Below are 23,159 nucleotides of genomic sequence, written 5' to 3' on the forward strand. Positions count from 1 at the left end.
GGCCTGGCCGGATCCGTCCGGATGTCGCAGGACGGCGCGCACCCGCGGCTGATCTGCTTCCCGCCGTTCGCCCCGGTCGACGGCACCATCCAGTTCGGCCGGCTGGCCGGCGCCTTCGACGGATTCTGCGGCACCGCCGTCCTGACCGTCCCCGGCTTCCGCTCCGGCGAGCCGCTCGCGGCCTCCCGCGACGTCCTGCTCGACCTGCTGACCGACGCGACCCTGCGCTGCGCCGAGGGCGAGCCCTTCGTCCTGCTCGGCTACTCCTCCAGCGGCTGGCTCGCCCACGGCGTCACCAGCCGGCTCCAGGCGGCCGGCACCGCGCCGACCGGCCTGGTGCTGCTGGACACCTACCTGCCGGCCACCATGTCGCGCCGCATGCGCAAGGCGATGAACTACGAGGTGATCGTGCGCCGGCAGGCGTTCACCGCGCTCGGCTACGTCGGACTCACCGCGATCGGCAGCTACCGGCGGATGTTCCGCGGCTGGGAGCCCGAGCCGACCACGGTGCCGACGCTGTTCGTCCGGCCGTCGCGCTGCGTGCCGGGCTCACCCGAGGAGCCGATGACCGGCGAGGACTGGCGCTCCTCCTGGCCCCACGAGCACACCGCCGCGGAGGTCGAGGGCGACCACTGCACCATGATCGGCGAACACGCGGACCGGACCGGCGCCGCGGTGCGCAACTGGATCACGGGGCTGTCCCGGACCGCCCCGTGACCCGTCCGGGACCACCGGCCCCGGACCGAACGACGACCGCACGACAGACGGAGGAACCACCGCCCATGACCCGGACCACCGCCACGACGCCCGCCCCGCTGCTTCCGGCGCCCGGCTCGACCGGCCACCTCGACGCGGCGTTCCTCGCCGACCGGGCCGCCATCCAGGACGTCATCGCCGCCTACAGCCTGTACTACGACTCCGGCGACTTCGACGCGCTCGGCGACCTGTTCACCGAGGACGCGAGCTTCACCTTCACCCCGGCCCCCGAGGGCTTCCCGCCGTCGGTGACCACCCGCGAGCGGATCGTCTTCGCGATGGCCGCGCTGTACCGCCACCACACCGAGACACGCGGCGCCCACCAGCGCCACCTCACCGGCAACACGGTCGTCGTCCGCCTGGACGGGACCACCGCGGAGGCGCGCTCGCTGCTCTCCGTCACCTTCGCCCTCGACGACGGCACCCACGAGATCGGCCGCAGCGGCTCCTACGTCGACCTGCTGGAGAAGGACGGGGACCGCTGGCGCATCGCGAGCCGCCACCTGTGGCTCCGGGACCTCCCCCGGGTCACCGCCACCGCCCCGGACGGATCGGAGGGGCAGGCGTGATCCCCGTCCTGGACCTCGTCCAGATCTCCTCCCTGCCTGACGCGGAACGCGAACTCGGGCAGTTGGCCCGCCGGCACCCGGTGATCCGCAGCCGGCAGGCCGACGGCACCGAGGCGTGGACCGTCCTCGGCGCCGAGTCCGCCCGGCGGCTGCTCGGCGACTCCCGGCTCTCCAACGACCTCCACCGGCACGCGCCGCAGGCCGCGCAGATCCCGGACAGCCCGATCGTCCTGTTCGAGCAGGACAATCCGGAGCACGCCCGCTACCGCCGGCTGGTCAGCGCCGCCTTCGCCTCCCGCGCGGTGCGCTCGCTCGAACCCCGCCTCACCGAGATCGCCCGCGGCCTGCTGGACGACCTGCCCGCCGAGGGGGAGGCCGACTTCGTGTCCGCCTTCGCCAACCCCTTCCCGCTGGAGGTGATCTGCGAGCTGCTCGGCGTGCCGTCGGCCGACCGCGAGGTGTTCCACACCCGGGTCAAGAACATGGACTCGCCCTCGGCGCCGGTCCGCCAGGCCGCGACGGACGCCTTCGCCGCCTACTGCACCAACCTGGTCGAGGAGAAGCGCCGACAGCCCACCGAGGACCTGCTGAGCGAGCTGGTCGGCGCCCGGCTGGACGACGGACAGGCACTCACCCGGGAGGAGCTCGTCGGGTTCTGCTCCGTCCTGCTGTTCGCCGGACACGTCACCACCGCCTACGTCATCTCCAGCGCACTGCTCGAACTCCTCAAGCACCCCGACCAGTTGGCCGCGCTCCGGACCGACCCGGAACTCGTGGCGGGCGCCACCGAGGAGGCGCTGCGCTACCGCGGCTCCCTGCTGTCGACCACCAACCGGGTGGCGCTCGACGACATCGAGATCGAGGGCGTGGTCGTCCGCAAGGGCGAGCTGGTCCGCTTCCTGCCGTCGGCCGTCAACCGGGACCCGGCCGTCCGCGCCGACCCGCACTCCTTCGACCTGCTGCGCCCGACCACCGCGCACCTCGCCTTCGGCCACGGCCCGCACTTCTGCCTCGGCCACCAGCTGGCCCGGCAGGAGATCAGGGTCGCGCTGACCGAGGTCCTGACCCGCTTCCCCGTCCTGGAACTCGCCGTCCCGCCCGGGCGGCTGACCTGGCACCCCTCGGACTTCCTGCGCGGGCTCACCGAGCTGCCGCTGCACTTCGCCGGCTGACCGGCCGGACCGGTTCCACCACGAGAAACGGATCCCCCTCCCATGCCCGATCCCGACTCCGGCCCCGGCCTCGACCCGGACCTCGCGGAGCTGACCGGCCGCTGGCTCCGGCAGTACCGCCCGGCCCCCGAGGCGGCCGTCACCCTGGTCGCCTTCCCGCACGCCGGCGGCTCCGCCAGCTACTTCCAGCCGCTGTCCGGTGCGCTCGGGCCGCGGACGGAGGTGCTCTGCCTCCAGTACCCGGGCCGGCAGGACCGCCGCCACGAACCCTGCCTGGACACCGTCGAGGCCTTCGTCGACGCCATCTGCGCGGTGCTGCGCCCCCGCACCGAAAGGCCCCTGGTGTTCTTCGGGCACAGCATGGGCGCCGTCCTGGCCTACGAGACGGCCCGCCGGCTGGAGGCCGAGCGGGCCGTCGACCTGCTCGGCCTGATCGTCTCGGGCCGCCGCTCGCCGACCACCACGCGGCACGAGACTGTGCACCTGCGCGACGACGCGGGCATCCTCGCCGAGATCCAGCAGCTGAACGGCACCGACAGCACGCTCCTGGACGACGAGGACATCCGGCAGATGATCCTGCCGTGCCTGCGCGCCGACTACAGGGCGGTCGAGACCCACGTCCACCGCGACGGGCCGCCCCTGCGCTGCCCGGTCACCGTGCTGACCGGCGACGCCGACCCGCAGGTGACCCGACAGGAGGCGGAACGCTGGGCGGAGGTCACCTCCGGAGGGTTCCGCCTCCAGGCCTTCCCCGGCGGGCACTTCTTCCTCGGCTCCCAACAGGGACCGGTGACCAGGGCGCTCACCGACTCCCTCACGGACTTCCGCACCGGATCAGCGGGACGTGCCCGCTGATCCGAGGCAGGGGGAGCGGGAACGGGAAGCCCCGCCGACCGGTCGTGATCGGGACCGGGCTCACCGAAGCCTGTCGATGCCGAAGACCGCCGGGCCGCGGCCGGGGCGTGCTGCCGCCGCCGGTGGAACGCTTCCGCCGGCCGGCTGAGGGAAGCGGCAGCGTGTCCCGGGTGCCGTGGTCAACGGCGCTCGTGCACCGCCGCGCGGTAGGGGCGGAAGAAGGTCCGCAGCTCCTCCGCGTAGAGCTCCGGCTGCTCGAACGGCGCGAAGTGGCCGCCGTGCGCGGGCTCGCTGAGGTGGACCAGATGGGTCGTGCGTTCCAGCCAGGCCCGCGGCGGCCGCAGCACGTCGCCGGCGAAGAGCGCGAAGCCGGACGGGACCTCGACCCGGCGGGCCAGCTGCTCCGCCGGGATCGCGGCATTGGCGTGGTATATCCGCATCGACGAGGCGATCGTCCCGGTCAGCCAGTAGATCGTCAGGTTGGTGAGGATCTCGTCCCGGCTGAAGGCGCGTTCGAGGTCGCCGCCGCAGTCGCCCCACGCCTGGAGCTTCTCGACGATCCATGCGGCCAGCCCGGCCGGTGAGTCGGAGAGGCCGACGGCGGCGGTCTGCGGCTTGGTGCGGTGGACGGCGCCGTATGCGCCCTCGCGGGCGCCCCAGGCCGCGACGTCCGCGAACCAGGCGCGCTCCTCGGGGGTGAGGTCGGCCGGGTCGGCGCCGGGGACGGGCAGGCCGGCGTCCATCCGGTGGACGGCCACCACCCGGTCCGGGTGGTCGAGGGCGAGGTAGCGGCTGACGTGGCTGCCGAGGTCCCCGCCCGCCGCGCCGAACCGGGGGTAACCCAGGACGTCCATCAGCTCCGCCCACAGGCCGGCCACGGCGACGGAGTCGAGCGGGGCACCGGCGGGCCGGTCGGAGTAGCCGAAGCCCGGCAGGTCGGGGACGACCACGTCGAACGCGTCGGCGGGATCGGCGCCGTGCGCGCCGGGGTCGGTCAGCAGCGGGACGACCTTCGAGTAGCGCCAGAACGAGTCCGGCCAGCCGTGGCTGAGCACCAGCGGCAGCACCGGGCCGGTCGGTGCGACGGCGCGGGCGTGCACGAAGTGGATGCCGAGCCCGCCCACCCGGGTGCGGTAGCGCGGCAGTCGGGCCAGCGCCCGCTCCTGGGCCGGCCAGTCGAAGCCGTCCGCCCAGGAGGCCGCCAGCTCCCGCAGGTAGCCGACGTCCGTGCCGAGCGACCACCCGGCGTCCTCGGGGGCGTCCGGCCACCTCGTGGCCCGCAACCGCGCGCGCAGGTCGTCCAGCACCGCGGGCGCGGTCTGCGGGCTGAAGGGCTCCACGGGGAAGCAGGCGTCCGGCATGGCGCCCATGCTAGGGCGTGTCCGACGCCCGGTCCGGGAGCCCCGCGGGGGCGTCAGGGGATCAGCACCACCTTGCCGCTGACCGTGCCGGACTCGGCCAGGCGCAGCGCCTCGGCGGCGCTGGTGAGCGGGAGTTCGGCGGCGACGCGGGCGGAGACCTCGCCGCGGCGGACGGCGCCGAAGACCTCGGTGAGGTCGGTCCGGAGCCGGGCGCGGAAGCCGTCCCTGCCCAGCGCCCGGCCGGCCCAGATGTTGTAGAAGTGGGCGCGGCGCCCGTTGGGCAGGGCGTTCCAGAGCCAGGTGCGGGCGAGGATCTTCAGCACGGGCCACTGCTTGGAGCCGGTGTCGTCCCGGGTGGAGGCGCTGCCGTAGGCGACCAGGGTGCCGCCGGGGGCGAGCAGCTGCCAGGAGTCGACCACGCTGCGCCCGCCGACGTGGTCGAAGACCGCGTCCACCCCGTCGGGCGCCAGCTCCCGCACCCGGGCGGGGACGTCGCCGCCCCGGTAGTCGACGGGGACGGCGCCCAGCTCCCGCAGCGCGTCGTGGTGCCGGGCGGAGGCCGTGCCGATCACCGACACGCCCGCCGCGCGGGCGAGTTGGACCAGCACCGAGCCGACGCCGCCGCTCGCGCCGTGCACCAGGACGGTCTGCCCGGCCCGCACCCGGGCCAGCCGGTGCAGCATCTGCCGGGCGGTGATGCCGTTGACCACCACGGTCTCCGCCTCGGCCGGGGTGAGGCCGTCCGGCACGGGCACCACGTCCGCGGCCTCCAGCGCCACATGGCTGGCCCACCCGCCGACCTTCACCAGCGCGGCCACCCGCCGGCCGGTCAGGGCCGGGTCGACGCCCTCCCCGGCGGCCAGCACCCGGCCGACCAGGTCGTAGCCGGGGACGAAGGGGAACGGCGGCTGGTCGTAGTAGCGCCCGCGGCGCATCTGCTGCTCGGCGAACGAGACTCCGGTCGCCTCCACGCCGATCACGACCTGGCCCCGGCCGGGCTCGGGAACGGTCCCGTAGCGGATCCGCAGCCCCTCCGGAGCCACCACGCCCGGCAGGACGACTTCGAGCAGGCGCTGCTCGCTCATGGCTGCGCCCTCCTTTTTCCCTAGAGGATTTCGTGTTCGTTATAAGGTGTAACTCCTCTCGTTGTGAGTGTCAACAACTTCAGTGAGACCCTCTAACTCTGCTGTGCGGGGGCGGCGCCCCGTGGTACGTTCCCCGTCGCCGTGCACCGCTGCGAACCGAGGAGGTGGGACCGATCAACGCTGTGACAGGTCGGGCACCCCTCCCTCGCATGGCCCGGGAGTGCCCGCAGTAGGCACCCCGAAAGGCCCGTACCGCAATGCGCTTCACCACTGACACGTCGTCCGACGGCATCCGCGAGCAGCTCTTCGTCCTGGGGGAGACCCCCGGCGCGCTCTGGACCCCGGACGGTCCCGCCCGCCCCCGCCCGCTGGTCCTGCTCGGACACGGCGGCGGCGAGCACAAGAAGGCCCCCGCCGTCCTGGCCCGCGCCCACCGGCTGGTCGCCGAGTGCGGCTTCGCGGTCGTCGCCCCGGACGTGCCCGGCCACGGCGACCGGCCGGTGCAGGAGGAGTACGACCGGATCGCCACCGCCAATCGGGCCCGCATCGAGGCCGGGGCCGCACCGGGGCCGCTGCTCGCGGAGTTCCACGCCCTGGTGGCGCGGCGGACGGTGCCCGAGTGGCGGGCCGTGCTCGACGCGGTCCAGCGGCTCGGCCACGTCGGGGCCGGCCCGGTCGGCTACTGGGGCGTCTCGCTCGGATGCGGGCTCGGCGTCCCGTTCGTCGCCGCCGAACCCCGGGTACGGGCGGCGGTCCTGGGCCTCGGCGGCGCGTCGGCCTCGGCCGAGGAGGCCGCGCGGATCACCGTCCCGGTGGAGTTCCTGCTCCAGTGGGACGACGAGCGCGTCCCGCGTGCGGCGGGCCTGGCCCTGTTCGAGGCCTTCGGCTCCGCCGAGAAGACCCTGCACGCCAACCCCGGCGGGCACGGCGACCTCCCGGCCTTCGAACTGGACGGCGCGCTGCGGTTCTTCGGCCGGCACCTCGGCTGACCGCCACGCACCCCGGCTGACCGCCCTTCACCCCGGCGCGCGTCCCGAGGCGCGCGCCGGGTGCTCGACGGGCGTCAGCCCATCGACTTGGCGCCGTCCAGGGACTCCCGCAGGATGTCGGCGTGGCCCGAGTGCTGCGCCGTCTCGGCGATGATCTGCAGCACCACCCGGCGGGCGGTCCAGCGGGCGCCGGGCTCGAACCACGGCGCCTCGGGCAGCGGGTGCGAGACGTCGAGGTCCGGCAGGGCGGCGATCACCGCGTCGGTGCGGCGGGCCACCTCCTCGTAGCCGGCGAGCACGCCGGCCAGGGTCTCGCCCGGCAGCAGTCGGAACACGTCGGCCCGCCGCTCCAGGTCGGCCTGCGTCGGGTTGGCGAAGTCGGGCATCGCGGACGGGCCTTCCAGGATGAAGCCGACCCAGGCCCGCTCGACGCTCGCGACGTGCTTGATCAGCCCGCCCAGGCACAGTTCGCCCGCCGTGGTGCGCAGGCCGGCCTGCTCGTCGGTCAGGTCGCGCGTGGTGTGGCGCAGGAAGTAGCGCTGCGTGGCGAGCTGCGCGAGCAGGTCGGCCCGCTCGCCGGTGACCGCGGGGGCGGTGGTGGTCGCGGTGTCGCTCATGTCGGTACCTCCGTGGGTGCTCCGGTGTCGGCGGCCCCTGCCGTCCGACGTGATCCACAATAGGGGCCGTATAGGTCAGATCCTGTCCTCCACTGGGGCCGGACCGCCTCCCTGACGGGCTGTCAGTGGGCTGTCGGCGAGCTGTCGGCGGGGCGACAGCGGCGCCGGTGCGGTGCAGGCGAGCCGACGGCGGCCGACGGGAGGCTGGTGCGTGGCAGTGAACGATCCAAGGGAGGCACGCCATGCCGAACAGCACCCGGCCGCACCACTCGCGCACCACCTCGGTCCTGGTCTCCGGCGCCGGGATCGCCGGTACCGCCCTCGCCCACTGGCTGGACCGCTACGGCTTCCGGGTCACCGTCGTCGAGCGCGCCCCGTCGCTGCGCGGGGGCGGCCAGCCGGTGGACATCCGCGGCAACGCCCTGGACGTCGTCGACCGGATGGGCCTGCTGGCGGAGGTCCGGGCGCGGCGCACCGGGCTGCGCGGGATGTCCCTGGTCGACGTGGACGGCCGCGAGCTGAGCCGCACCACCGGCTGGACGGCCGGCGGCGGCCCCGTCGACGGCCCCGACGTGGAGATCCTGCGCGACGAGCTCGCGGTCCTGCTCGTCGGGGCGGCCCGCCCCGGCGTCGAGTACCGCTTCGACGACTCGATCGAGACCCTCGTCCAGGACGAGGAGGGGGTCCGGGTCCGCTTCCGCGGCGGCGCCGAGGCCTCCTACGACCTCCTGGTGGGCGCCGACGGCCTGCACTCCGGGACCCGGCGCCTGGTCTTCGGCCCCGAGCGCGACTACCTGCACCCGATCGCCACCTACCTCGCGAGCTGGAGCGCGCCCAACCACCTCGGACTCGACCGCTGGCAGGTGATCCACCGGCCCGCCGGCCGGGGCGACCGGATGTGCATGGCGATGACCGTCCGCGACAACACCGAACTGCGCTTCTTCCTCGGCTTCGGCTCCGACGAGTCCGTCGAGCGGATGCTGCCGCGCGACCCGGCCGAGCAGCGCCGCCTGGTGGCCGAGCGCGCCGCCGGGATGGGCTGGGAGGTGCCGCGCTTCCTGGCGGCGCTGGGGGAGACGGACGTCTTCCACTACGACGTCGTCGCCCAGATCAAGATGGACCGCTGGTCGCGCGGCCGGGTCGTGCTGCTCGGCGACGCCGGCTACTGCTGCTCGCCGCTCACCGGCCAGGGCACCAGCGTGGCCCTGACCGCGGCCTACGTCCTGGCCGGGGAACTGCACGCGGCCGACGGCGACCACCGGGCGGCCTACCCCGCCTACGAGCGCCGCCTGCGTGACCACGTCGCCGCCAACCAGGCGATCCTGGAGTTGACCGGCCACCGGTTGGACGGCGGCGCCGCGGAGGAGCCCGGCTCCTTCGGCGGCTTCGACGAGCCGGGCCCGGAGATGGACGCGGTCTTCCGCGCCGCCACGGCCTTCGACCTGCCGGACTACTGACCTGTCGGGCTACTGACCGGCCGTCGACGTGCCCGTGGCCCCGCCCGCCGTTCGGCGGGCCGGGGCCACGGGCAGTGCGGTGCGTGCGGTTCAGCCGGCGAGGGTCTTGTTGAGGGCTTCGAGGCCGTCGGCGTAGATGCCGGTGAAGAGGTCGACGGTCTCCTGCTCGGTGGCGCCCTTCGGGTTGAAGCGGCCGGACCACTGGACCTCGGCGACGTCGTCACGGCCGGGGACGGCGTGGACGCGGATGGTGGAGACGTAGCCGTCGACCGGGAACGGGGCCTGGAGGATGGCGTAGCTGTACTGTCGCTCGGTCTCGTTGAAGTCGACGAGGCGCTCGATGATGACGTCGCCGTCGGGGTTGGCGAGGCGGCGCACCCGGCCGCCTTCGAGGGCGACGCTCTCGGGGATGTAGGGGAGCCAGTCGGGCAGGGCGTCGAAGCCGCCGATGAGGGCCCAGACCTGCTCGGGGGTGGCGGGGACGATGCGGCTGACGGAGGTGGAGGCCATGGCGATCTCTCCTGGTGGGGGCGTGTGCGGAAGGTGTGGGGGTGGGACGGGGGTGCTCAGGCGCCGTGGGGCAGCGGGGCGGCGGGGCTGACGAGGCCGGCGGCGCGCAGGTCGTGCCAGAAGGCGGCGGGGACGGTCTCGTTGAGCGCCGCCCGGTCCTCGGCGATGCGGCTGGGCTTGGTGGCGCCGGCGACGACGGCGGCGGTGGCGGGGTGGGCGAGGGAGAACTGGAGGGCGGCGGCCTTGATGGAGACGCCGTGCCGGGCGGTGAGGTCCTTGAGCCGGTTGACGCGCTCGATGATCGGCGCCGGGGCGGGCTGGTACTCGAAGTGGGTGCCGCCGGCGAGGACGCCGGAGCTGTAGGGGCCGCCGACGACCATGTCGACGTTCTGCTCCTGGGCGAGGGGCAGCAGGCGCTGGAGGGCGTGGTCGTGGTCGAGGAGGGTGTAGCGGCCGGCGAGGAGGAAGCCGTCGGGCTGCGGCTCGTCGAGGGCGAGGGTGAGCTCGATCGGCTCGGTCTTGTTGACGCCCAGGCCCCAGGCCTTGATGACGCCCTCGTCGCGCAGGCGGGACAGGACGCGGAAGGCGCCGGTGCGGGCCTCCTCGAACTTGGCGAGCCACTGGTCACCGTGGAAGTCCTGGGCGATGTCGTGGACCCAGACGATGTCCAGGCGGTCGGTGCCCAGGCGCTTGAGGCTGTCCTCGATGGAGCGCTCGGTGGCCTCCGCGGTCCAGACGTGGAGCATCTTGTTGGGGTTGCCGTGCTCGAACAGGCCGCCCTTCTCGCCGAGGTCGCGGTCGCCCTGCTCCTTCTCGTCGAGGATGACGCGGCCGACCTTGGTGGAGAGCACGTAGGCGTCGCGGGGCTTGGCGGAGAGGACCTCGCCCAGGCGCTCCTCGGAGAGGCCGGCGCCGTAGAAGGGGGCGGTGTCGTAGTAGCGGACGCCCTGGTCCCAGGCGGCCTCGACGGTGGCGGCGGCCTCCTCGTCGGGGATCGCGCGGAACATGTTGCCGAGCGGGGCGGTGCCGAAGCCGAGCTTGCCGGGAAGGATTCCAGTAAGGGACATGACAGATCCTTGGTGAACGATGCCTCGTTGTCGGGAGCGCGCGGCGTTCCGGCAGCGGGGGTGGGGGAGGAGGTCGGGCGGTCCACTTAGATGCAGAAGCGCCTTATGTGCACTAACAATACTTGCATGCGCGGGCTAATGCAAGGCCTCGGGTGTGGGGAAGTGCGGCAGCACGTGCTCGGCGAGCTCGTGCAGCAGCTCCTCGACCGGTCGGTCGTTGGGCCGCAGGTTGAACGAGACGTGGGCGACGCCGAGCCCGGCCATCGCCTTCAGGTGGTCCAGCAGGGCGTTGCGGCCGGTGCTCAGACCCAGCCGGATCGGGACGGCCGGGGCGTCGGGGTCCTCCTGGAGGGTGAGGACCATGGGCGTCAGGTACGGCTTGGCGCCGCCGGTCCGCTCCTGCCACTCCCGCGCCCTGATCCGCAGCGCGCCCGGTTCGCGCGGGTAGTTCAGCGAGGCGTCGACGTTCTCGGCGATCCACTCGGGGGTCTGCTGCGCGCCGCCGGCGACGGCGATCGGGATCCCCGCAGGGTGCACCGGCCGCGGCAGCACCTCCAGCTGTCGGTCCGCGCCGAGGCCGACCCCGGGCAGTTCCAGCGGCCCGCCGCGCCAGGCGGCGCGCAGCGTCTCGACACCCTCGCGGAAGGCCGCGCCGCGGGACCGGAAGTCCCGGCGGAACAGCGGGTACTCCACCGGGCGGTCGCCGCTGGCCAGGCCGAGCAGCATCCGCCCGCCGGACAGTACGTCGACGGTGGCGGCGGCCTTGGCGACCAGCAGCGGCTCGCGCAGCGGCAGGACGATCGCCCCGGTACCGAGGACGGCGTTCTCGGTGACGGCGGCGAGGTGGCCGAGGTGGGTGAAGGTCTCGAAGACGGTGCCGGCGTCGCCGAACTGGAGCGGGTCGTAGAGCGGGACGTCGCGCAGCCAGAGGGCGGCGAAGCCGAGCCGGTCGGCCAGCCGGGCGCGCTCGGTGTGCGCCGTGAGGTCGGGGACGCCGAACGGCCGGCCGGCCGCGCGGTCGGCGCGTCCGCGCCCGGGGCCCCAGTCGTTGTCGAGGGGCAGTTCGAGGCCGAGGGTGAGCCGTCCCTCGCCGGGGGCGATGCGGGCGAGGGCGGGGTGGGCGGAGGCCATGGCGGATCCTTCCGGGGCCGGGTGGACGGGTGCGGGGGAGGGGGCGGGCGGGGCGGGAACGGACGACGCCCCCGCGCCGCCCCGGACGGTGGGCCGGGGGCGGGGCGGGGGCGTCGGGAGGATCAGTTGAACTGGTCCGGGTGCGGGCCGGTGCGCAGGCCGCGGTCGGTGCCGGCGATCGCGTCCATGTCCGCGCCGGTCAGCTCGAAGTCGAAGACGTCGAGGTTCTGGCGGATGCGGGCCGGGGTGACCGACTTGGGGATCACGATGTTGCCCAGCTGCAGGTGCCAGCGCAGCACCACCTGCGCGGGCGACTTGCCGGTGCGCTCGGCGATCGCGGTGATCGCCGGGTCGTCCAGGACGGCGCCCTGGGCGAGCGGGCTCCAGGCCTCGGTGGCGATGCCGTGCTCGGCGTGGAAGGCGCGCAGCTCGGCCTGCTGCAGGCCGGGGTGCAGCTCGACCTGGTTGACGGCCGGGACGAGCTCGCTGGAGTCCAGCAGGCGCTGGAGGTGGGCGGGCTGGAAGTTGGAGACGCCGGCGGCGCGGATCCGGCCCTCGGCGGCGAGGCGCTCGATGGCGCGCCAGGAGTCGAGGTAGCGGTCCCGGGCCGGGGTGGGCCAGTGGATCAGGTAGAGGTCGACGGTCTCCAGGCCCAGCTTGGCGAGGCTGGCGTCGAAGGCGCGCAGGGTCTCGTCGTAGCCCTGGTCGGCGTTCCACAGCTTGGTGGTGACGAACAGGTCCTCGCGCGGCACGCCGCCCTCGGCCAGGGCCCGGCCGACGCCGGCCTCGTTGCCGTAGATCGCGGCGGTGTCGATGCTGCGGTAGCCGGCCTGGAGGGCGGCGGCGACGGCGGCGGTGGTCTCGGCATCGGGGACCTGGAAGACGCCGAAGCCGAGCTGGGGGATCTCGACGCCGTTGTTGAGCTTCACGGTGGGGACGGTGGGGGTGTTCATGGTGGTGCCGGTCTTTCAGTCGGTGCGGTTGCTGAGGGTGTAGCGGACGGTCTGGGCACTGATGAGGCCGTCGCGGAAGACGAAGGTGTCGGTGCCGTCGGCGACCCGGTGGGTGCCGGTGGCGGCCGTCCAACGGAGGAGGAGGATCTCGCCGGCGAACTGCGGGGTCAGCCGCCACTCGGCCCCCGGCAGGTCGGCCAGCAGTCGGCCGATCACCCGCCGGACCCCGTCGTGGCCGCGGAACTCCCCGTCGGGGGTGATCAGGACGGCGTCCTCGGTGTAGTTCCCCGCGATGTGGTCGAGGTCCCCGGTGCCCAGGCGCTCGCCGTGGTCGGCGAAGACCTCGCGCGGGGTGCGGGTCATCGGGCCAGTTCCTGGAGGGCGGCGGTGGCGAAGGAGTGGTCCTGCTCCGGGGCGCCGCCGCCGAGGCCGATGGCGCCGACGAGGCGGCCGTCGCGGTGGATCGGGATGCCGCCGCCGATGAACAGCAGCGGCCGGTCGAGTGCGGTCGGCAGCGAGTGGAACGGCCCGTCGGGCTTGACGAGGTCGACCAGGTCGGCGGTCGGGGCGTTCAGCTGGAGCGCGGTGTAGGCCTTGCGGGTGCTGGTCTCGCCGGAGATCAGGACGGCCCGGTCGTCGCGGCGGAAGGCGAGCAGGTGGCCCCCGGCGTCGAGGACGGTGACGCTGACCGGCACCCCGGCCGCCTCGGCGGCGGCGCGGGCGGCCGTGATCAGGGTCTCGGCGTCGGCGGTGGTCAGCGGGGTCACGGTGGTGGTGCTCATGGGGTGGTTCTCCTGGAAGGAACGGGGAAAGGGGACGGTCAGTGGTGGACCGGGACGGGGACGGCGGCCGTGTCGGCCGGGGCCGTGGTCGCGGGGGTGCGGCGCTCCAGCGCGGCGGACCAGAAGGCGAGGCCGAGGGCCGCGGCGGCGAGGAGGGCGCCGACCCAGTTCGGGGAGGTGTAGCCGAGGCCGGCGGTGATCACCATGCCGCCGAGCCAGGCGGAGAGCGCGTTGCCGAGGTTGAAGGCGCCGATGTTCACGGCGGAGGCCAGGGTGGGCGCGCCGTGCGCCTGGTCGAGCACCCGCTTCTGCAGCGGCGGGACGGTGGCGAAGCCGAGCGCCCCGACGAGCATGATGGTGATCGCGGCGAGCACCTTGTTGTGGGCGGTGAGGGTGAACAGCGCCAGGACGACGGCGAGGCCGCCCAGGGTGGTGTAGAGCATCGGCATCAGCTTGCGGTCGGCGTACTTGCCGCCGAGCAGGTTGCCGAGGAACATGCCGATGCCGAAGAGGACCAGCAGCCAGGTGACCGCGCCGTCCGAGTAGCCCGCCACGTGGGTCATCATCGGGGCGATGTAGGTGATCGCGGCGAAGACACCGCCGAAGCCGAGCACGGTCATCGCCATGGCGAGCAGGACCTGCGGGTTGCGGAAGGCGGTCAGCTCGCGGCGCAGGTGGGCGCCCTCGGGGCGGGGCATGGCCGGCACGAGCTTGACGATGCCGAGCAGTCCGACGATGCCGAGCGCGGCGACACCGGCGAAGGTGGTGCGCCAGCCGACGGCCTGCCCGATGTAGGTGCCGAGCGGCACGCCGACGATGTTGGCGACGGTGAGGCCGGTGAACATGGTGGCGATGGCGCCGGCCTTCTTGTCCGGGGCCACGAGGTCGGCGGCGACGACGGAGCCGATGCCGAAGAACGCGCCGTGGGCGAGCGAGGCCACCACGCGGCCGGTGAGCATCAGGCCGAACGAGGGGGCGAGGGCCGAGACCAGGTTGCCGAGCACGAACAGGCCCATCAGCAGCATGAGCATCCGCTTGCGGCTGATCCTGGTGCCGAGCACGGTCAGCAGCGGCGCGCCGAGGACCACGCCGAGCGCGTAGCCGGTGACCAGCAGGCCCGCGGTGGGGATGGAGACGCCGTAGTCGGCGGCGATCTCGGGCAGCAGGCCCATGATCACGAATTCGGTGGTGCCGATGCCGAAGGCGCCGACGGCCAGAGCGAGCAGTGCGAGAGGCATTGGGCTCGACCCTTCTGTGATTGCTTGAGTGAGCTCCTTGCGTGTCTTTACAATAATTGCAGACGCGCTATAGATGCAAGCGCGGGCTGTGGTCGTTCTCTGGATGTCGGCGGTCACATGGTGTGGTCGCGCCGGACGGGTGGGTCCGGGCATGCAAAAACCGGCCCCAGCGAGGTGCTGGGGCCGGTCGGGGGAACTGTGGTCGCTAGCCGAGGCGTGCCGGGGTCTCCACGGCCTCGACGGCCTCGACCAGCGAGGCCAGCTCGGGATTGCGCGCGGCTTCGTCGAGCGCCTCCCGGAGCGCGGCATCGTTGGTCGGCCGGGCCTCCTCCAGCAGCTTCAGCCCGTCCTCGCTGACATTGGTGTAGATGCCGCGGCGGTCGGTGGGGCACAGGTAGCGGGCCAGCAGGCCGCGGTCCTCCAGGCGGGTCACCAGCCGCGTCGTCGCGCTCTGGCTGAGTACGACGGCGTCGGCGACCTGCTTCATCTGGAGGTGGCCGCCCTCGCCTTCGTGCTGTCGGCTGAGCACGTCGAGCAGCGAGTACTCCCGCACGCTCAGGTCGTGCTTGGACTGCAGGGCGCGCTCGATGTGCGACTCGATCCTGCCGTGCAGGAGGGAAAGCGCGCCCCAGCCGCTGGCCAGGGCGGTGAGCGCGGGGTCCGTGGCGGTCATGAGGCCGGTCTCCTTCCGAATGTGGCTGTACCCAAGGGTAAGCCATGAAGGTGAATACCGGCTAGGGCCGATAAGAGGCTAGTGCAAGTATCTCCCCACGGGTGCGGAGCGATCACGGGAGCATTCCCGCAGCCCACCGCCTCTCGGGCCAGCGCCGGCGGTCACCCCTCCCGCCGGTCCGCCCCGAGAGCCGTGTTGAGCCGGGCCGCCCGGCGCGTCAGGTGGTCCCGCTCGGCGAGGTTGGGCGCCTCACGGGCCGCCTCGGCGTACAGCTGCGCCGCCGTCGCCCGATCGCCGTCCCGCTCGCGGAGGTAGGCCTCCGCCGCCGTCCGGCGCGGCAGCCCGGCGCCGACCGCCGCCAGCGCCGCCAGCCCGGCGCGCGGCCCGTCCGCCTCGCCGACCGCCACCGCGCGGTTGAGCCGCACGACGGGGCTGTCGGTGAGCCGCAGCAGTTCGTCGTACCACTCGACGATCTGCACCCAGTCCGTCTCCTCCGCCGTCCGCGCGTCCGCGTGCAGGGCCGCGACGGCCGCCTGTGCCTGGAACTCGCCCAGCCGGTCGCGGGCGAGTGCCGCCCGGAGGACCGCCACCCCCTCGGCGATCGCCGCGGTGTCCCAGTGCGAGCGGTCCTGCTCGGCGAGCGGCACCAGGCTGCCGTCCGGCGCGGTCCGGGCGGCCCGCCGGGCGTGGTGGAGCAGCATCAGCGCGAGCAGTCCGGCCACCTCGGGGTGGTCGACCCGGGCCGCCAGCTGCCGGGTCAGCCGGATCGCCTCGGCGGCGAGGTCGACATCGCCCGAGTAGCCCTCGTTGAACACCAGGTAGAGCACCCGCAGCACGGTCGCGACGTCGCCCGGCCGGTCGAGGCGCACACCGGACACGGTGCGCTTGGCCCGGCTGATCCTCTGGGCCATGGTCGCCTCGGGCACCAGGTAGGCCCGGGCGATCTGGCGGGTGGTGAGCCCGCCGACGGCGCGCAGGGTCAGCGCGACCGCCGAGGCCGGCGTCAGCGAGGGGTGGGCGCACAGGAAGTAGAGCCGCAGCGTGTCGTCGAGCGCGGGCGCCGGCCCGGGCGCCGGCTCCTCCTCGACCCGGTCCTCGCGGCGGCGCCGGGCGGAGTCCGCCCGGGCCGCGTCGAGGAACTTGCGCCAGGCCACGGTGACCAGCCAGGCCTTCGGGTCGGCCGGAGGCCCCGCGGGCCAGACCCGCAGGGCCTCCACCAGGGCGTCCTGGACGGCGTCCTCGGCCGCCGCGAAGTCGGCTCCGCGGCGGACGAGGACGGCGAGCACACCCGGGGTGAGGCTGCGGAGCAGGGCCTCGTCCACGGGAACGGTCACTCCGTGATGGTCGGCGAGGAGCCGTAGAACGGTCGCAGCTCCAGCCACTCGTGGATCGGCCGCCCGCCCGCCCCCGGAGCGGCGGACAGCTCGCCGGCCAGCTCGACGGCGCGCTCGTAGCTGTCGACGTCGATCACCATCCAGCCGGCGATGAGGTCCTTGGTCTCGGCGAACGGGCCGTCGGTGACCGGCGGCCGGCCCTCGCCGTCGTACCGGACCCACGCCCCCTCGGGGGCGAGGGCCTGGCCGTCGACGTACTCGCCGCTCTTCTCCAGCCGGGTCGCGAAGTCCCGCATGTACCGCATGTGCGCCTCGATCTCCTCGGGCGTCCACTGGTCCATGGGCACGTTGTTGACCGGCTCGGGGGCGCCGCGGTAGTGCTTCAGCAGCAGGTACTTGGCCATGGTGACCCTCTCCTCGGAGTTCGTGCGGCCCATTGTGGCCGCCTTCGACCCTGGGACGGAGCCGCCCACGGCTTCTCGACATCACCGCGCGGAATTTCCTCCGCGGATTCCGTCGGCCCCGCCGTCAGCTCCGGTAGGCACCCGCCTCGAACAGCGAGTACCCCCACGAGGTGGCGCGCTGCTCGCCGTGGATCCGCACGTACCGGGCCGGTACGGCGGGGAACCGGGCGGTGTCCAGGCCGCCGTCGCCGGAGGCGGTGGACCACACCGTCCGCCAGGTCGTCCCGTCGGTGGACACCTCGATCCGGTAGGCGCGGGCGAAGGCGCGTTCCCAGTCCAGGGTGACCCGGCCGACCAGGGTGGTGGCGGGCAGGTCGATCCGCAGCCACTGGTCGTCGCTCCAGTCGCTGGCCCAGCGGCTGGTGCCGTTGCCGTCCACGGCCCGGGCGGCCCCGAAGTCGGTGAACGGGTTCCACTCGGCCGAGCTCGCCGCAGCGGTGGCGCCCGCGGCGAGGTTCACCTCGGACCGGTGCCGCTCGGAGGCGCCCCAGGTGGTGAGGTACGACTCCGCGCCGCGGAACAGGTCGTCGACCACGTCCTGCCCGCCGACCTGCCGGATGTCCTCCAGCCAGTCCGGCACCAGGCCGTAGTGCGCGGCGCCGTCGGTGTTGACGTCCCAGGTGCGGCTGCCGGCGGTGGCGCGCTCGACCACGGAGCCGCCGTCGGCGGTGCGGAACGGGTAGCGCACCGGGTTCGCGGTACCGGCCCCGCGCGGACCGGGCCAGCCGCCCACGCCGTTCATGTCGGTCCCGTAGCCGTAGCCGACCCCGTACTTGTCGCGCAGCGCGTCGGTGCGCTTCGCCTCCGCGCTGAACGCCTCCGCGCCGTTCATGTACTGGGCGACGAAGCCGCCGAGCTTGTAGACGCGCTCCGTCCAGCCGAGGTCCATCCAGCTGTGCGAGGAGAGCGCGCCCGGGTACGACACGGACTCCATCACGTCCAGGGCCCGCCCGGCCGCCTTGACGCTCATGTGGTCGAGTTCCAGCATCATGCCGCGCCGCATCATCCCGCGCAGGGCGTACTCGCCCAGCTCGGTCAGCCCGCGGGTGTTGCACTGCGCGCCGGCCGCGTACGAGGGCAGCGCCACCCCCGCAGGCAGCCGGCTCTGGACCGAGGCCGGCGCGGGCGCCAGGCCGATCGGGTTGTCGTGCTGCGGGCCGGTGCACTGCTCGGTCTGCCAGAAGGTGCCGGTCGACAGGAACTGGCCGGTGTTGATCGCCGCGCCCAGCGAGCCCTCGTCGAACCGCACCCCGCACAGCGCGTTGTCGAACTTGTGGCACAGGAACATGCTGCGCACGCCGAGCCCGTACAGCTCGTCGAGGCCGCGGTCGATGTCGGCCTGGCCGCACTGGGCGACGTCCAGCACCTGCTTGCAGCCGAACGGCTCCGAGGTCTCCACCCCGAGCACGACGGCCAGCTTGCCCTGGCGGACCACCTCGCGGGCCTGGGCGCTGCTGGTGACGATCCGGAACCAGCCCTTGCCCGCGCCGCCGTACATCGTGTCGACGAAGGCCTGCATCTCGTAGCTCTTCTGCGCCTGCAGGCGGATCGAGGTCATCTCGTCGCAGCTGCGGTCCTTGAAGAAGTAGACCGAGCAGATCACGCCGTTGGTCACCAGGTCGTTGACGAGCACCCGCTGGCCGCCGCGCCAGGCGCGCTCCACCCAGGCGTAGTAGTTCTGCTGGTGGGTCAGCGAGTCGTGGGCGGGCCAGTCGGCGAAGGTCGGCCAGCCGACCGGGTCGTGCTTGCCGTCGCCGCCCTTGGTGATCATGTCGAAGATGGCGAGCGAGCCGTCGGGGTAGTGCTCCGGACAGTCCTTGAGGGCGTCCTCGACGCCGGCGGCGGAGAAGGCCTTGCCGCAGATCAGACGGCCGCCGAAGGCCTCGTTGGCCATGATGTGATCGTGCGCGTCGACGAAGCCGCGGACCCGGCCCTGGGCATCGGTGCCGGTGAACGGCTCACCGGTGACGCCGATCGCGGCGTCGGGCGCCGGGCGGGCGACCGGATCCCACCAGTTCGCCCCGCCCGCCCCTTGGGCCGGGGCGGCGAGAGCGCCCGCGACCAGGGCGAGTAACGCGGCGAGCAGGGTGGCGAATCGAAGGCGTGCGTGGCGGACTCGGCTCATGGGTACCCCGGGTTTCCGGACGGACGGACGACGCGGTCGGCGCCCGCCCGCGGCACGGCCCCGCACCCGGTCCGGCCGCCAGGTCCCGCGTACTCGGTGTGACGAGAATCGCCAGTGTTGGACATTCCGTCAATAGCGTTGGCAGAACCCGTGGTTCCGCGCGGCCCGGCGGAACGCCGCGGCGGCCGTCAGGCCTCGGTCCCGGTGCCCTGCGCGCCCGGCGGCCGGTCGTGCGGCAGGAGCAGCGCGGCGCCGAGGCCGACCAGGCCGAGGGCGCCGAGGGCGGCCATCGCCGCCGCGTAGCCGTTGCGGGTGAGCTCGGCGACCAGGATGGTGCCGGCGACGGCGGTGCCCAGCGAGGAGCCGAGGTTGGAGATGCTGCGGGACAGGCCGGAGATCTCGCCCTGGCGGCTGTCGGGGAACGCGGACTGCACCACGTTCACCGACGGGGTGAGCATCAGGCCGAGGCCGAGGCCGATCAGCAGCAGGCCAGGGGTGAACGGCCAGGCGCCGTCGAAGGAGCGCACCAGCAGGAGCAGGACGAGGATGCCGGCGACGGTGACGGCGAAGCCGGTGACGATCAGGGTGCGCTGGGCGCGCCGCTTCGCCAGCCGTTCGGCGGCGAGCGAGGAGGCCAGCAGGCCCAGGGTGGCGGCGGTGAAGACGCCGCCGGTGGCGATCGCGCTGTAGCCGCGGACCACCTGGAGGTAGGCGCCGACGGTGAACGAGACGCCCATCAGGACGAGCCACTGGGCGTTCTGGGTGACCAGGCCCAGGTTGGAGGTGCGGTTGTGGAACAGGCTGGTGGCCAGCAGCGGCTCGCGGCCCGCGCGCTCCAGCCGGCGGATCCAGCGGAAGAAGGCGGCCAGTACGGCGGCGCCGGCGGCCAGCAGGGCGATCATCAGCCAGGTGTTGTTGTCCGCGGCGAGGATGCCGGTGACCAGCAGGACCAGGCCGGCGGCGGACAGCACGGCGCCGACGGTGTCGAACGGCCGGTCGGGGTCGGCGGGCAGCGGGTCCTCCAGGGTGCGGGTGAGGAGGAGGATCGCGGCCACCACCACGGCCTGGAAGCCGAAGTTGGCGCGCCAGTCGATCGCCGTGGTGAGCAGACCGCCGATCAGCGGGCCGGCGGCCGCCCCGATGCCGCCCAGCGCCATGATGGCGCCGAACGCCCGGGCCCGGGCGGCGGTCCCGGTGAACAGCAGGGTGGTGAGGATGTAGACCGGCGGGATCAGCAGGGCGGTGCCGACGCCCTCCAGCACCGAGTTGCCGAGGATCAGCACGCCGAGGCCGGGGGCGGCCGCGCTGAGCAGGGCGCCGACGCCGTAGACGGCGAGGCCCAGCATCAGGCAGCGTTTGCGGCCCCAGCGGTCGGTGAGCTTGCCGCCGGGGATCATCAGGGCGGCCATCACCAGCAGGAAGACGGTGATCGCCACCTGGACGCCCTGGACGCTGGTGTCGAGGTCCGCGCTGATGTCGTTGATCATCACGTTCATGCTGGAGCCGGCGAAGCTGCAGATGAACTGGGCGAGGGCGAGCGGGGCGAGGACCCGCCGCCCGGCCGCGGCGGGGCGGGCGGCCGTGGTGGTCATTCCCGGCTCCGTTCGTCGGGTCGTGCGTCGGTTCGTCCGTCGGTTCGCGCATCGGGTCGTGCGTCGGTTCGCGCGTCGGGCGCGGTGAGCACCGCGTAGAGCGCGGCCACGTCGATCGCGATGATCATCACTGACCAGGCGGGGTAGCTCGCCACGAACACGAACTGCACGAAGATGTTGGCGCACAGCACCGTCACCGGGAACCAGCGGCTGGGGAGGTCGCCGGTGAGCAGGGTGATGCCGGCCAGGCCCTGGGCGACGGCCAGCACCAGCACCGCCCAGCCCAGGCTGTGCAGGTCGCCGAAGACGTAGCGGTCGGTGCCGGTGACGACGGGCGAGTCGGTCAGCGCCGCCATCGCGTCCCACCCGTTGAACAGGGCGAGCAGGATCAGCGCGACGCCCGCGAACGGCAGCAGGTTCCGGCGGGGCCGCGCCGGGTGGGCGGGTGAGGCCATGACCGGGCTCCTTCCGTGTCAGGCGGTGCCCCGGCGGTCGAGTTCCTCGTCGAGGGCGAGGGCCGCGTCGATCAGCGCGAGGTGGGTGAACGCCTGCGGGAAGTTGCCCAGTTGCTCGCCGGAGGGGCCGATCTCCTCGGCGAACAGGCCGACGTGGTTGGCGTAGGTGAGCATCTTGTCGAAGGCGTAGCGGGCCTGGTCGACCCGGCCGGCCCGGGCCAGGGCCTCGACGTAGAGGAAGGAGCAGAGGTTGAAGGTGCCCTCGGTGCCGCTCAGCCCGTCGGGGGAGGCGGCCGGGTCGTAGCGGTAGACCAGGCTGTCGCAGACCAGTTCCCGGTCCATCGCGTCCAGGGTGGACAGCCAGTCCGGGTCGGTGGGGGAGAGGAACCCGACCTTGGGCATCAGCAGCAGCGAGGCGTCCAGGACCTCGGTGTCGTAGTGCTGGACGAAGGCCCCGCGCTTCGGGCTCCACCCGCGCTGCACGACCTGGCGCAGGACGTCGTCGCGCACCGAGCACCAGCGGTCGAGGTCCGCGGGGCGGGCGTGGGCGCGGGCCATCCGGACGGCGCGGTCGAAGGCGACCCAGCACATCACCCGGCTGTAGGTGAAGTCCTGGCGCCCGCCGCGGGTCTCCCAGACCCCCTCGTCGGCGCGGTCCCAGTGCTCGGTCAGCCAGTCCACCAGGCGCCGGAACGCGTCCCAGCCGCGCAGCGCGCCCATGTCGCCGCCGTCGGCGGCGAACGCGAAGGCGGCCTCGCCGTAGATGTCGAGCTGGAGCTGGTCGGCGGCGGCGTTGCCGGCCCGCACCGGGAACGAGCCGCGGTAGCCCTCCCAGTGGCCGAGCGTCTCCTCGCTCAGGCGGGGGTCGCCGTCGACCCGGTACATGATCTGCAGGCGTTCGCCCGCGGCGCCGGCGCCGGCCTCGACCCGGTCGCGCACCCAGCGGCGGAAGGCCAGCGCCTCGTCGTGGAAGCCGAGGCCGATCAGGGTGCGCACGGAGAGCGAGGCGTCCCGGATCCAGGTGTAGCGGTAGTCCCAGTTCCGCTCGCCGCCGACCTGCTCCGGCAGGCCCATGGTGGCGGCGGCGATCAGCGCACCTGTCGGCCGGTAGCTGAGCAGCTTCAGGGTGATCGCCGAGCGGTCCACGATCTGCCGCCAACGCCCCTGGTAGCGGGACGACCTGAGCCAGCCGTACCAGAACGCGCGGCAGGCGTCGAAGGCGGCGAGGCCCTCCTCGTCCCGGGGCGGGGCGGGCAGGGCGGTGCCCGGCGGCCGGGTGGTCAGCACGACGGTGGCCATCTGCCCCGCTTCCAGGGTGAACCGGGCGGTCACGTCGGTTCCGTCCGCCCGCAGTTCGACCGGGTCGGAGGCCTGGAGGCACAGCTCCTGCCCGGCCCCCGCCAGGACGGCGGTGCGCTCGTCGGGCAGGGTGAGCTCGTGGGGGGCGCGGCCGTAGTCGAAGCGCGGACGGCACTCCAGGACGAAGGGCACCCGGCCGCGCACCACCCGCGCCGCCCGGACGATCCGGTGCTGGTCGCTCGGCGACGGCGAGGTGTCCGGGGGCATGAAGTCGATCACCTCGGCGACGCCCTGCGGCGCGAGGAAGCGGGTGACCAGGATGGCCGTGTCGGCGAGGTAGAGCTGCTTCACCTGCGCGTCCGGCACGGCCTCCCGGTCGACGGCGAGCCGGCAGCGGCCGCCCCGGGCGTGGTCCAGCAGGGCGGCGAAGAGGCTGGGGGAGTCGAACCGGGGGGTGCACCACCAGTCGATGTCGCCCTCGGTGGAGACCAGCGCGGCGGTCTGCAGATCGCCGATGACGCCGTGCTCGGCGATCGGCGGGTAGGGACTCATGGTGGGGTGCTCCCTCGGCGGACGGCGGGAACCGGCTTCGCCGCCACCGTACGGGCGGCGGCTCGGGCGGAGGATCACCCCGGGCGGGTGAGCGCCTACCGGCGGTCGCCGCGCCCCGCCGCG

Annotated in this window: 22 protein-coding genes and 1 pseudogene; 6 read left to right on the forward strand and 17 right to left on the reverse strand. The window is 73.7% G+C overall.

Annotated elements, in window-relative coordinates; genetic code table 11:
• Positions 1-57: 57 nt before the first annotated feature.
• From ACFC0B_RS04595 to ACFC0B_RS04610, 4 genes and pseudogenes are all read left to right on the forward strand, one after another.
• Positions 58-717, forward strand: a pseudogene (locus ACFC0B_RS04595) (thioesterase domain-containing protein); the annotation flags it as partial.
• Between the two features lie 65 nt (positions 718-782).
• A complete protein-coding gene (locus tag ACFC0B_RS04600; RefSeq protein ID WP_376082039.1) occupies positions 783-1,325 on the forward strand; it encodes a nuclear transport factor 2 family protein in 543 nt (180 codons plus the stop codon).
• On the forward strand, positions 1,322-2,497 hold the full coding sequence (locus ACFC0B_RS04605; protein WP_376082042.1) for a cytochrome P450: 1,176 nt from the start codon (positions 1,322-1,324) through the stop codon (positions 2,495-2,497). Before ACFC0B_RS04600 ends, ACFC0B_RS04605 begins: the two co-directional genes overlap by 4 nt.
• A 42-nt stretch (positions 2,498-2,539) precedes the next feature.
• Positions 2,540-3,352, forward strand: a complete 813-nt coding sequence (locus tag ACFC0B_RS04610) for a thioesterase II family protein (RefSeq protein WP_376082045.1) — start codon at positions 2,540-2,542, stop codon at positions 3,350-3,352.
• 179 nt (positions 3,353-3,531) lie between these two features.
• On the opposite strand, the gene ACFC0B_RS04615 is transcribed toward ACFC0B_RS04610, so the two are convergent.
• Both ACFC0B_RS04615 and ACFC0B_RS04620 read right to left on the reverse strand, forming a co-directional pair.
• Positions 3,532-4,713, reverse strand: coding sequence for an epoxide hydrolase family protein (locus tag ACFC0B_RS04615; RefSeq protein WP_376082046.1), 1,182 nt, complete (start codon positions 4,711-4,713; stop codon positions 3,532-3,534).
• Positions 4,714-4,766: 53 nt separating this feature from the next.
• On the reverse strand, positions 4,767-5,798 hold the full coding sequence (locus ACFC0B_RS04620) for a medium chain dehydrogenase/reductase family protein (RefSeq protein ID WP_376082049.1): 1,032 nt from the start codon (positions 5,796-5,798) through the stop codon (positions 4,767-4,769).
• Between the two features lie 257 nt (positions 5,799-6,055).
• On the opposite strand from ACFC0B_RS04620, the gene ACFC0B_RS04625 reads away from it, so the two are divergent.
• Positions 6,056-6,787, forward strand: coding sequence for a dienelactone hydrolase family protein (locus ACFC0B_RS04625; RefSeq protein ID WP_376082051.1), 732 nt, complete (start codon positions 6,056-6,058; stop codon positions 6,785-6,787).
• Positions 6,788-6,861: 74 nt separating this feature from the next.
• Here ACFC0B_RS04625 and ACFC0B_RS04630 read toward each other — a convergent pair whose 3' ends face one another.
• The gene (locus ACFC0B_RS04630; RefSeq protein WP_376082053.1) at positions 6,862-7,404 is read right to left on the reverse strand and encodes a DinB family protein; all 543 of its coding nucleotides are present in this window, start codon (positions 7,402-7,404) and stop codon (positions 6,862-6,864) included.
• Positions 7,405-7,646: 242 nt separating this feature from the next.
• Here ACFC0B_RS04630 and ACFC0B_RS04635 point away from each other — a divergent pair, with 242 nt between their 5' ends.
• Complete coding sequence (locus ACFC0B_RS04635; RefSeq protein WP_376082056.1) at positions 7,647-8,861, forward strand: FAD-dependent monooxygenase; 1,215 nt, start codon at positions 7,647-7,649, stop codon at positions 8,859-8,861.
• Positions 8,862-8,951: 90 nt separating this feature from the next.
• Here the strand turns inward: ACFC0B_RS04635 and ACFC0B_RS04640 are convergent, their stop codons facing one another.
• From ACFC0B_RS04640 to ACFC0B_RS04705, 14 genes are all read right to left on the reverse strand, one after another.
• Positions 8,952-9,371 (reverse strand): SRPBCC family protein, encoded by a 420-nt coding sequence (locus tag ACFC0B_RS04640; RefSeq protein WP_376082059.1) that lies wholly within the window; start codon positions 9,369-9,371, stop codon positions 8,952-8,954.
• A 56-nt stretch (positions 9,372-9,427) separates the two neighbouring features.
• Positions 9,428-10,438: an aldo/keto reductase gene (locus tag ACFC0B_RS04645; protein WP_376082061.1), complete on the reverse strand. Its 1,011-nt coding sequence runs from the start codon at positions 10,436-10,438 to the stop codon at positions 9,428-9,430.
• Positions 10,439-10,573: 135 nt separating this feature from the next.
• Complete coding sequence (locus ACFC0B_RS04650) at positions 10,574-11,569, reverse strand: TIGR03571 family LLM class oxidoreductase (RefSeq protein WP_376082064.1); 996 nt, start codon at positions 11,567-11,569, stop codon at positions 10,574-10,576.
• Positions 11,570-11,691: 122 nt separating this feature from the next.
• Positions 11,692-12,522 (reverse strand): aldo/keto reductase, encoded by an 831-nt coding sequence (locus ACFC0B_RS04655; RefSeq protein WP_376082067.1) that lies wholly within the window; start codon positions 12,520-12,522, stop codon positions 11,692-11,694.
• A gap of 15 nt (positions 12,523-12,537) precedes the next feature.
• Positions 12,538-12,885, reverse strand: coding sequence for a nuclear transport factor 2 family protein (locus tag ACFC0B_RS04660; protein ID WP_376082069.1), 348 nt, complete (start codon positions 12,883-12,885; stop codon positions 12,538-12,540).
• Positions 12,882-13,304, reverse strand: coding sequence for a heme-binding protein (locus tag ACFC0B_RS04665; RefSeq protein ID WP_376082072.1), 423 nt, complete (start codon positions 13,302-13,304; stop codon positions 12,882-12,884). Before ACFC0B_RS04665 ends, ACFC0B_RS04660 begins: the two co-directional genes overlap by 4 nt.
• Before the next feature lie 38 nt (positions 13,305-13,342).
• Positions 13,343-14,542 (reverse strand): MFS transporter, encoded by a 1,200-nt coding sequence (locus tag ACFC0B_RS04670; RefSeq protein ID WP_376082074.1) that lies wholly within the window; start codon positions 14,540-14,542, stop codon positions 13,343-13,345.
• A 205-nt stretch (positions 14,543-14,747) separates the two neighbouring features.
• Positions 14,748-15,215 carry a MarR family winged helix-turn-helix transcriptional regulator gene (locus ACFC0B_RS04675; RefSeq protein WP_376082077.1) on the reverse strand — a complete coding sequence of 156 codons (468 nt, stop codon included), beginning with the start codon at positions 15,213-15,215 and terminating at the stop codon, positions 14,748-14,750.
• Between the two features lie 161 nt (positions 15,216-15,376).
• Positions 15,377-16,537, reverse strand: a complete 1,161-nt coding sequence (locus ACFC0B_RS04680) for an RNA polymerase sigma factor (RefSeq protein WP_376082407.1) — start codon at positions 16,535-16,537, stop codon at positions 15,377-15,379.
• An 8-nt stretch (positions 16,538-16,545) separates the two neighbouring features.
• Positions 16,546-16,953, reverse strand: coding sequence for a YciI family protein (locus ACFC0B_RS04685; RefSeq protein ID WP_376082409.1), 408 nt, complete (start codon positions 16,951-16,953; stop codon positions 16,546-16,548).
• 124 nt (positions 16,954-17,077) lie between these two features.
• Positions 17,078-19,138 carry a discoidin domain-containing protein gene (locus tag ACFC0B_RS04690; protein ID WP_376082080.1) on the reverse strand — a complete coding sequence of 687 codons (2,061 nt, stop codon included), beginning with the start codon at positions 19,136-19,138 and terminating at the stop codon, positions 17,078-17,080.
• A gap of 188 nt (positions 19,139-19,326) precedes the next feature.
• Positions 19,327-20,730 carry an MFS transporter gene (locus ACFC0B_RS04695; protein ID WP_376082082.1) on the reverse strand — a complete coding sequence of 468 codons (1,404 nt, stop codon included), beginning with the start codon at positions 20,728-20,730 and terminating at the stop codon, positions 19,327-19,329.
• Positions 20,727-21,185: a hypothetical protein gene (locus ACFC0B_RS04700; protein ID WP_376082085.1), complete on the reverse strand. Its 459-nt coding sequence runs from the start codon at positions 21,183-21,185 to the stop codon at positions 20,727-20,729. Before ACFC0B_RS04700 ends, ACFC0B_RS04695 begins: the two co-directional genes overlap by 4 nt.
• A gap of 18 nt (positions 21,186-21,203) precedes the next feature.
• Positions 21,204-23,036 carry a glycoside hydrolase family 15 protein gene (locus tag ACFC0B_RS04705; RefSeq protein ID WP_376082086.1) on the reverse strand — a complete coding sequence of 611 codons (1,833 nt, stop codon included), beginning with the start codon at positions 23,034-23,036 and terminating at the stop codon, positions 21,204-21,206.
• Between the last annotated feature and the right edge of the window lie 123 nt (positions 23,037-23,159).

This window comes from Kitasatospora sp. NPDC056184 (assembly GCF_042268405.1).
Taxonomy (GTDB): Bacteria; Actinomycetota; Actinomycetes; order Streptomycetales; family Streptomycetaceae; genus Kitasatospora.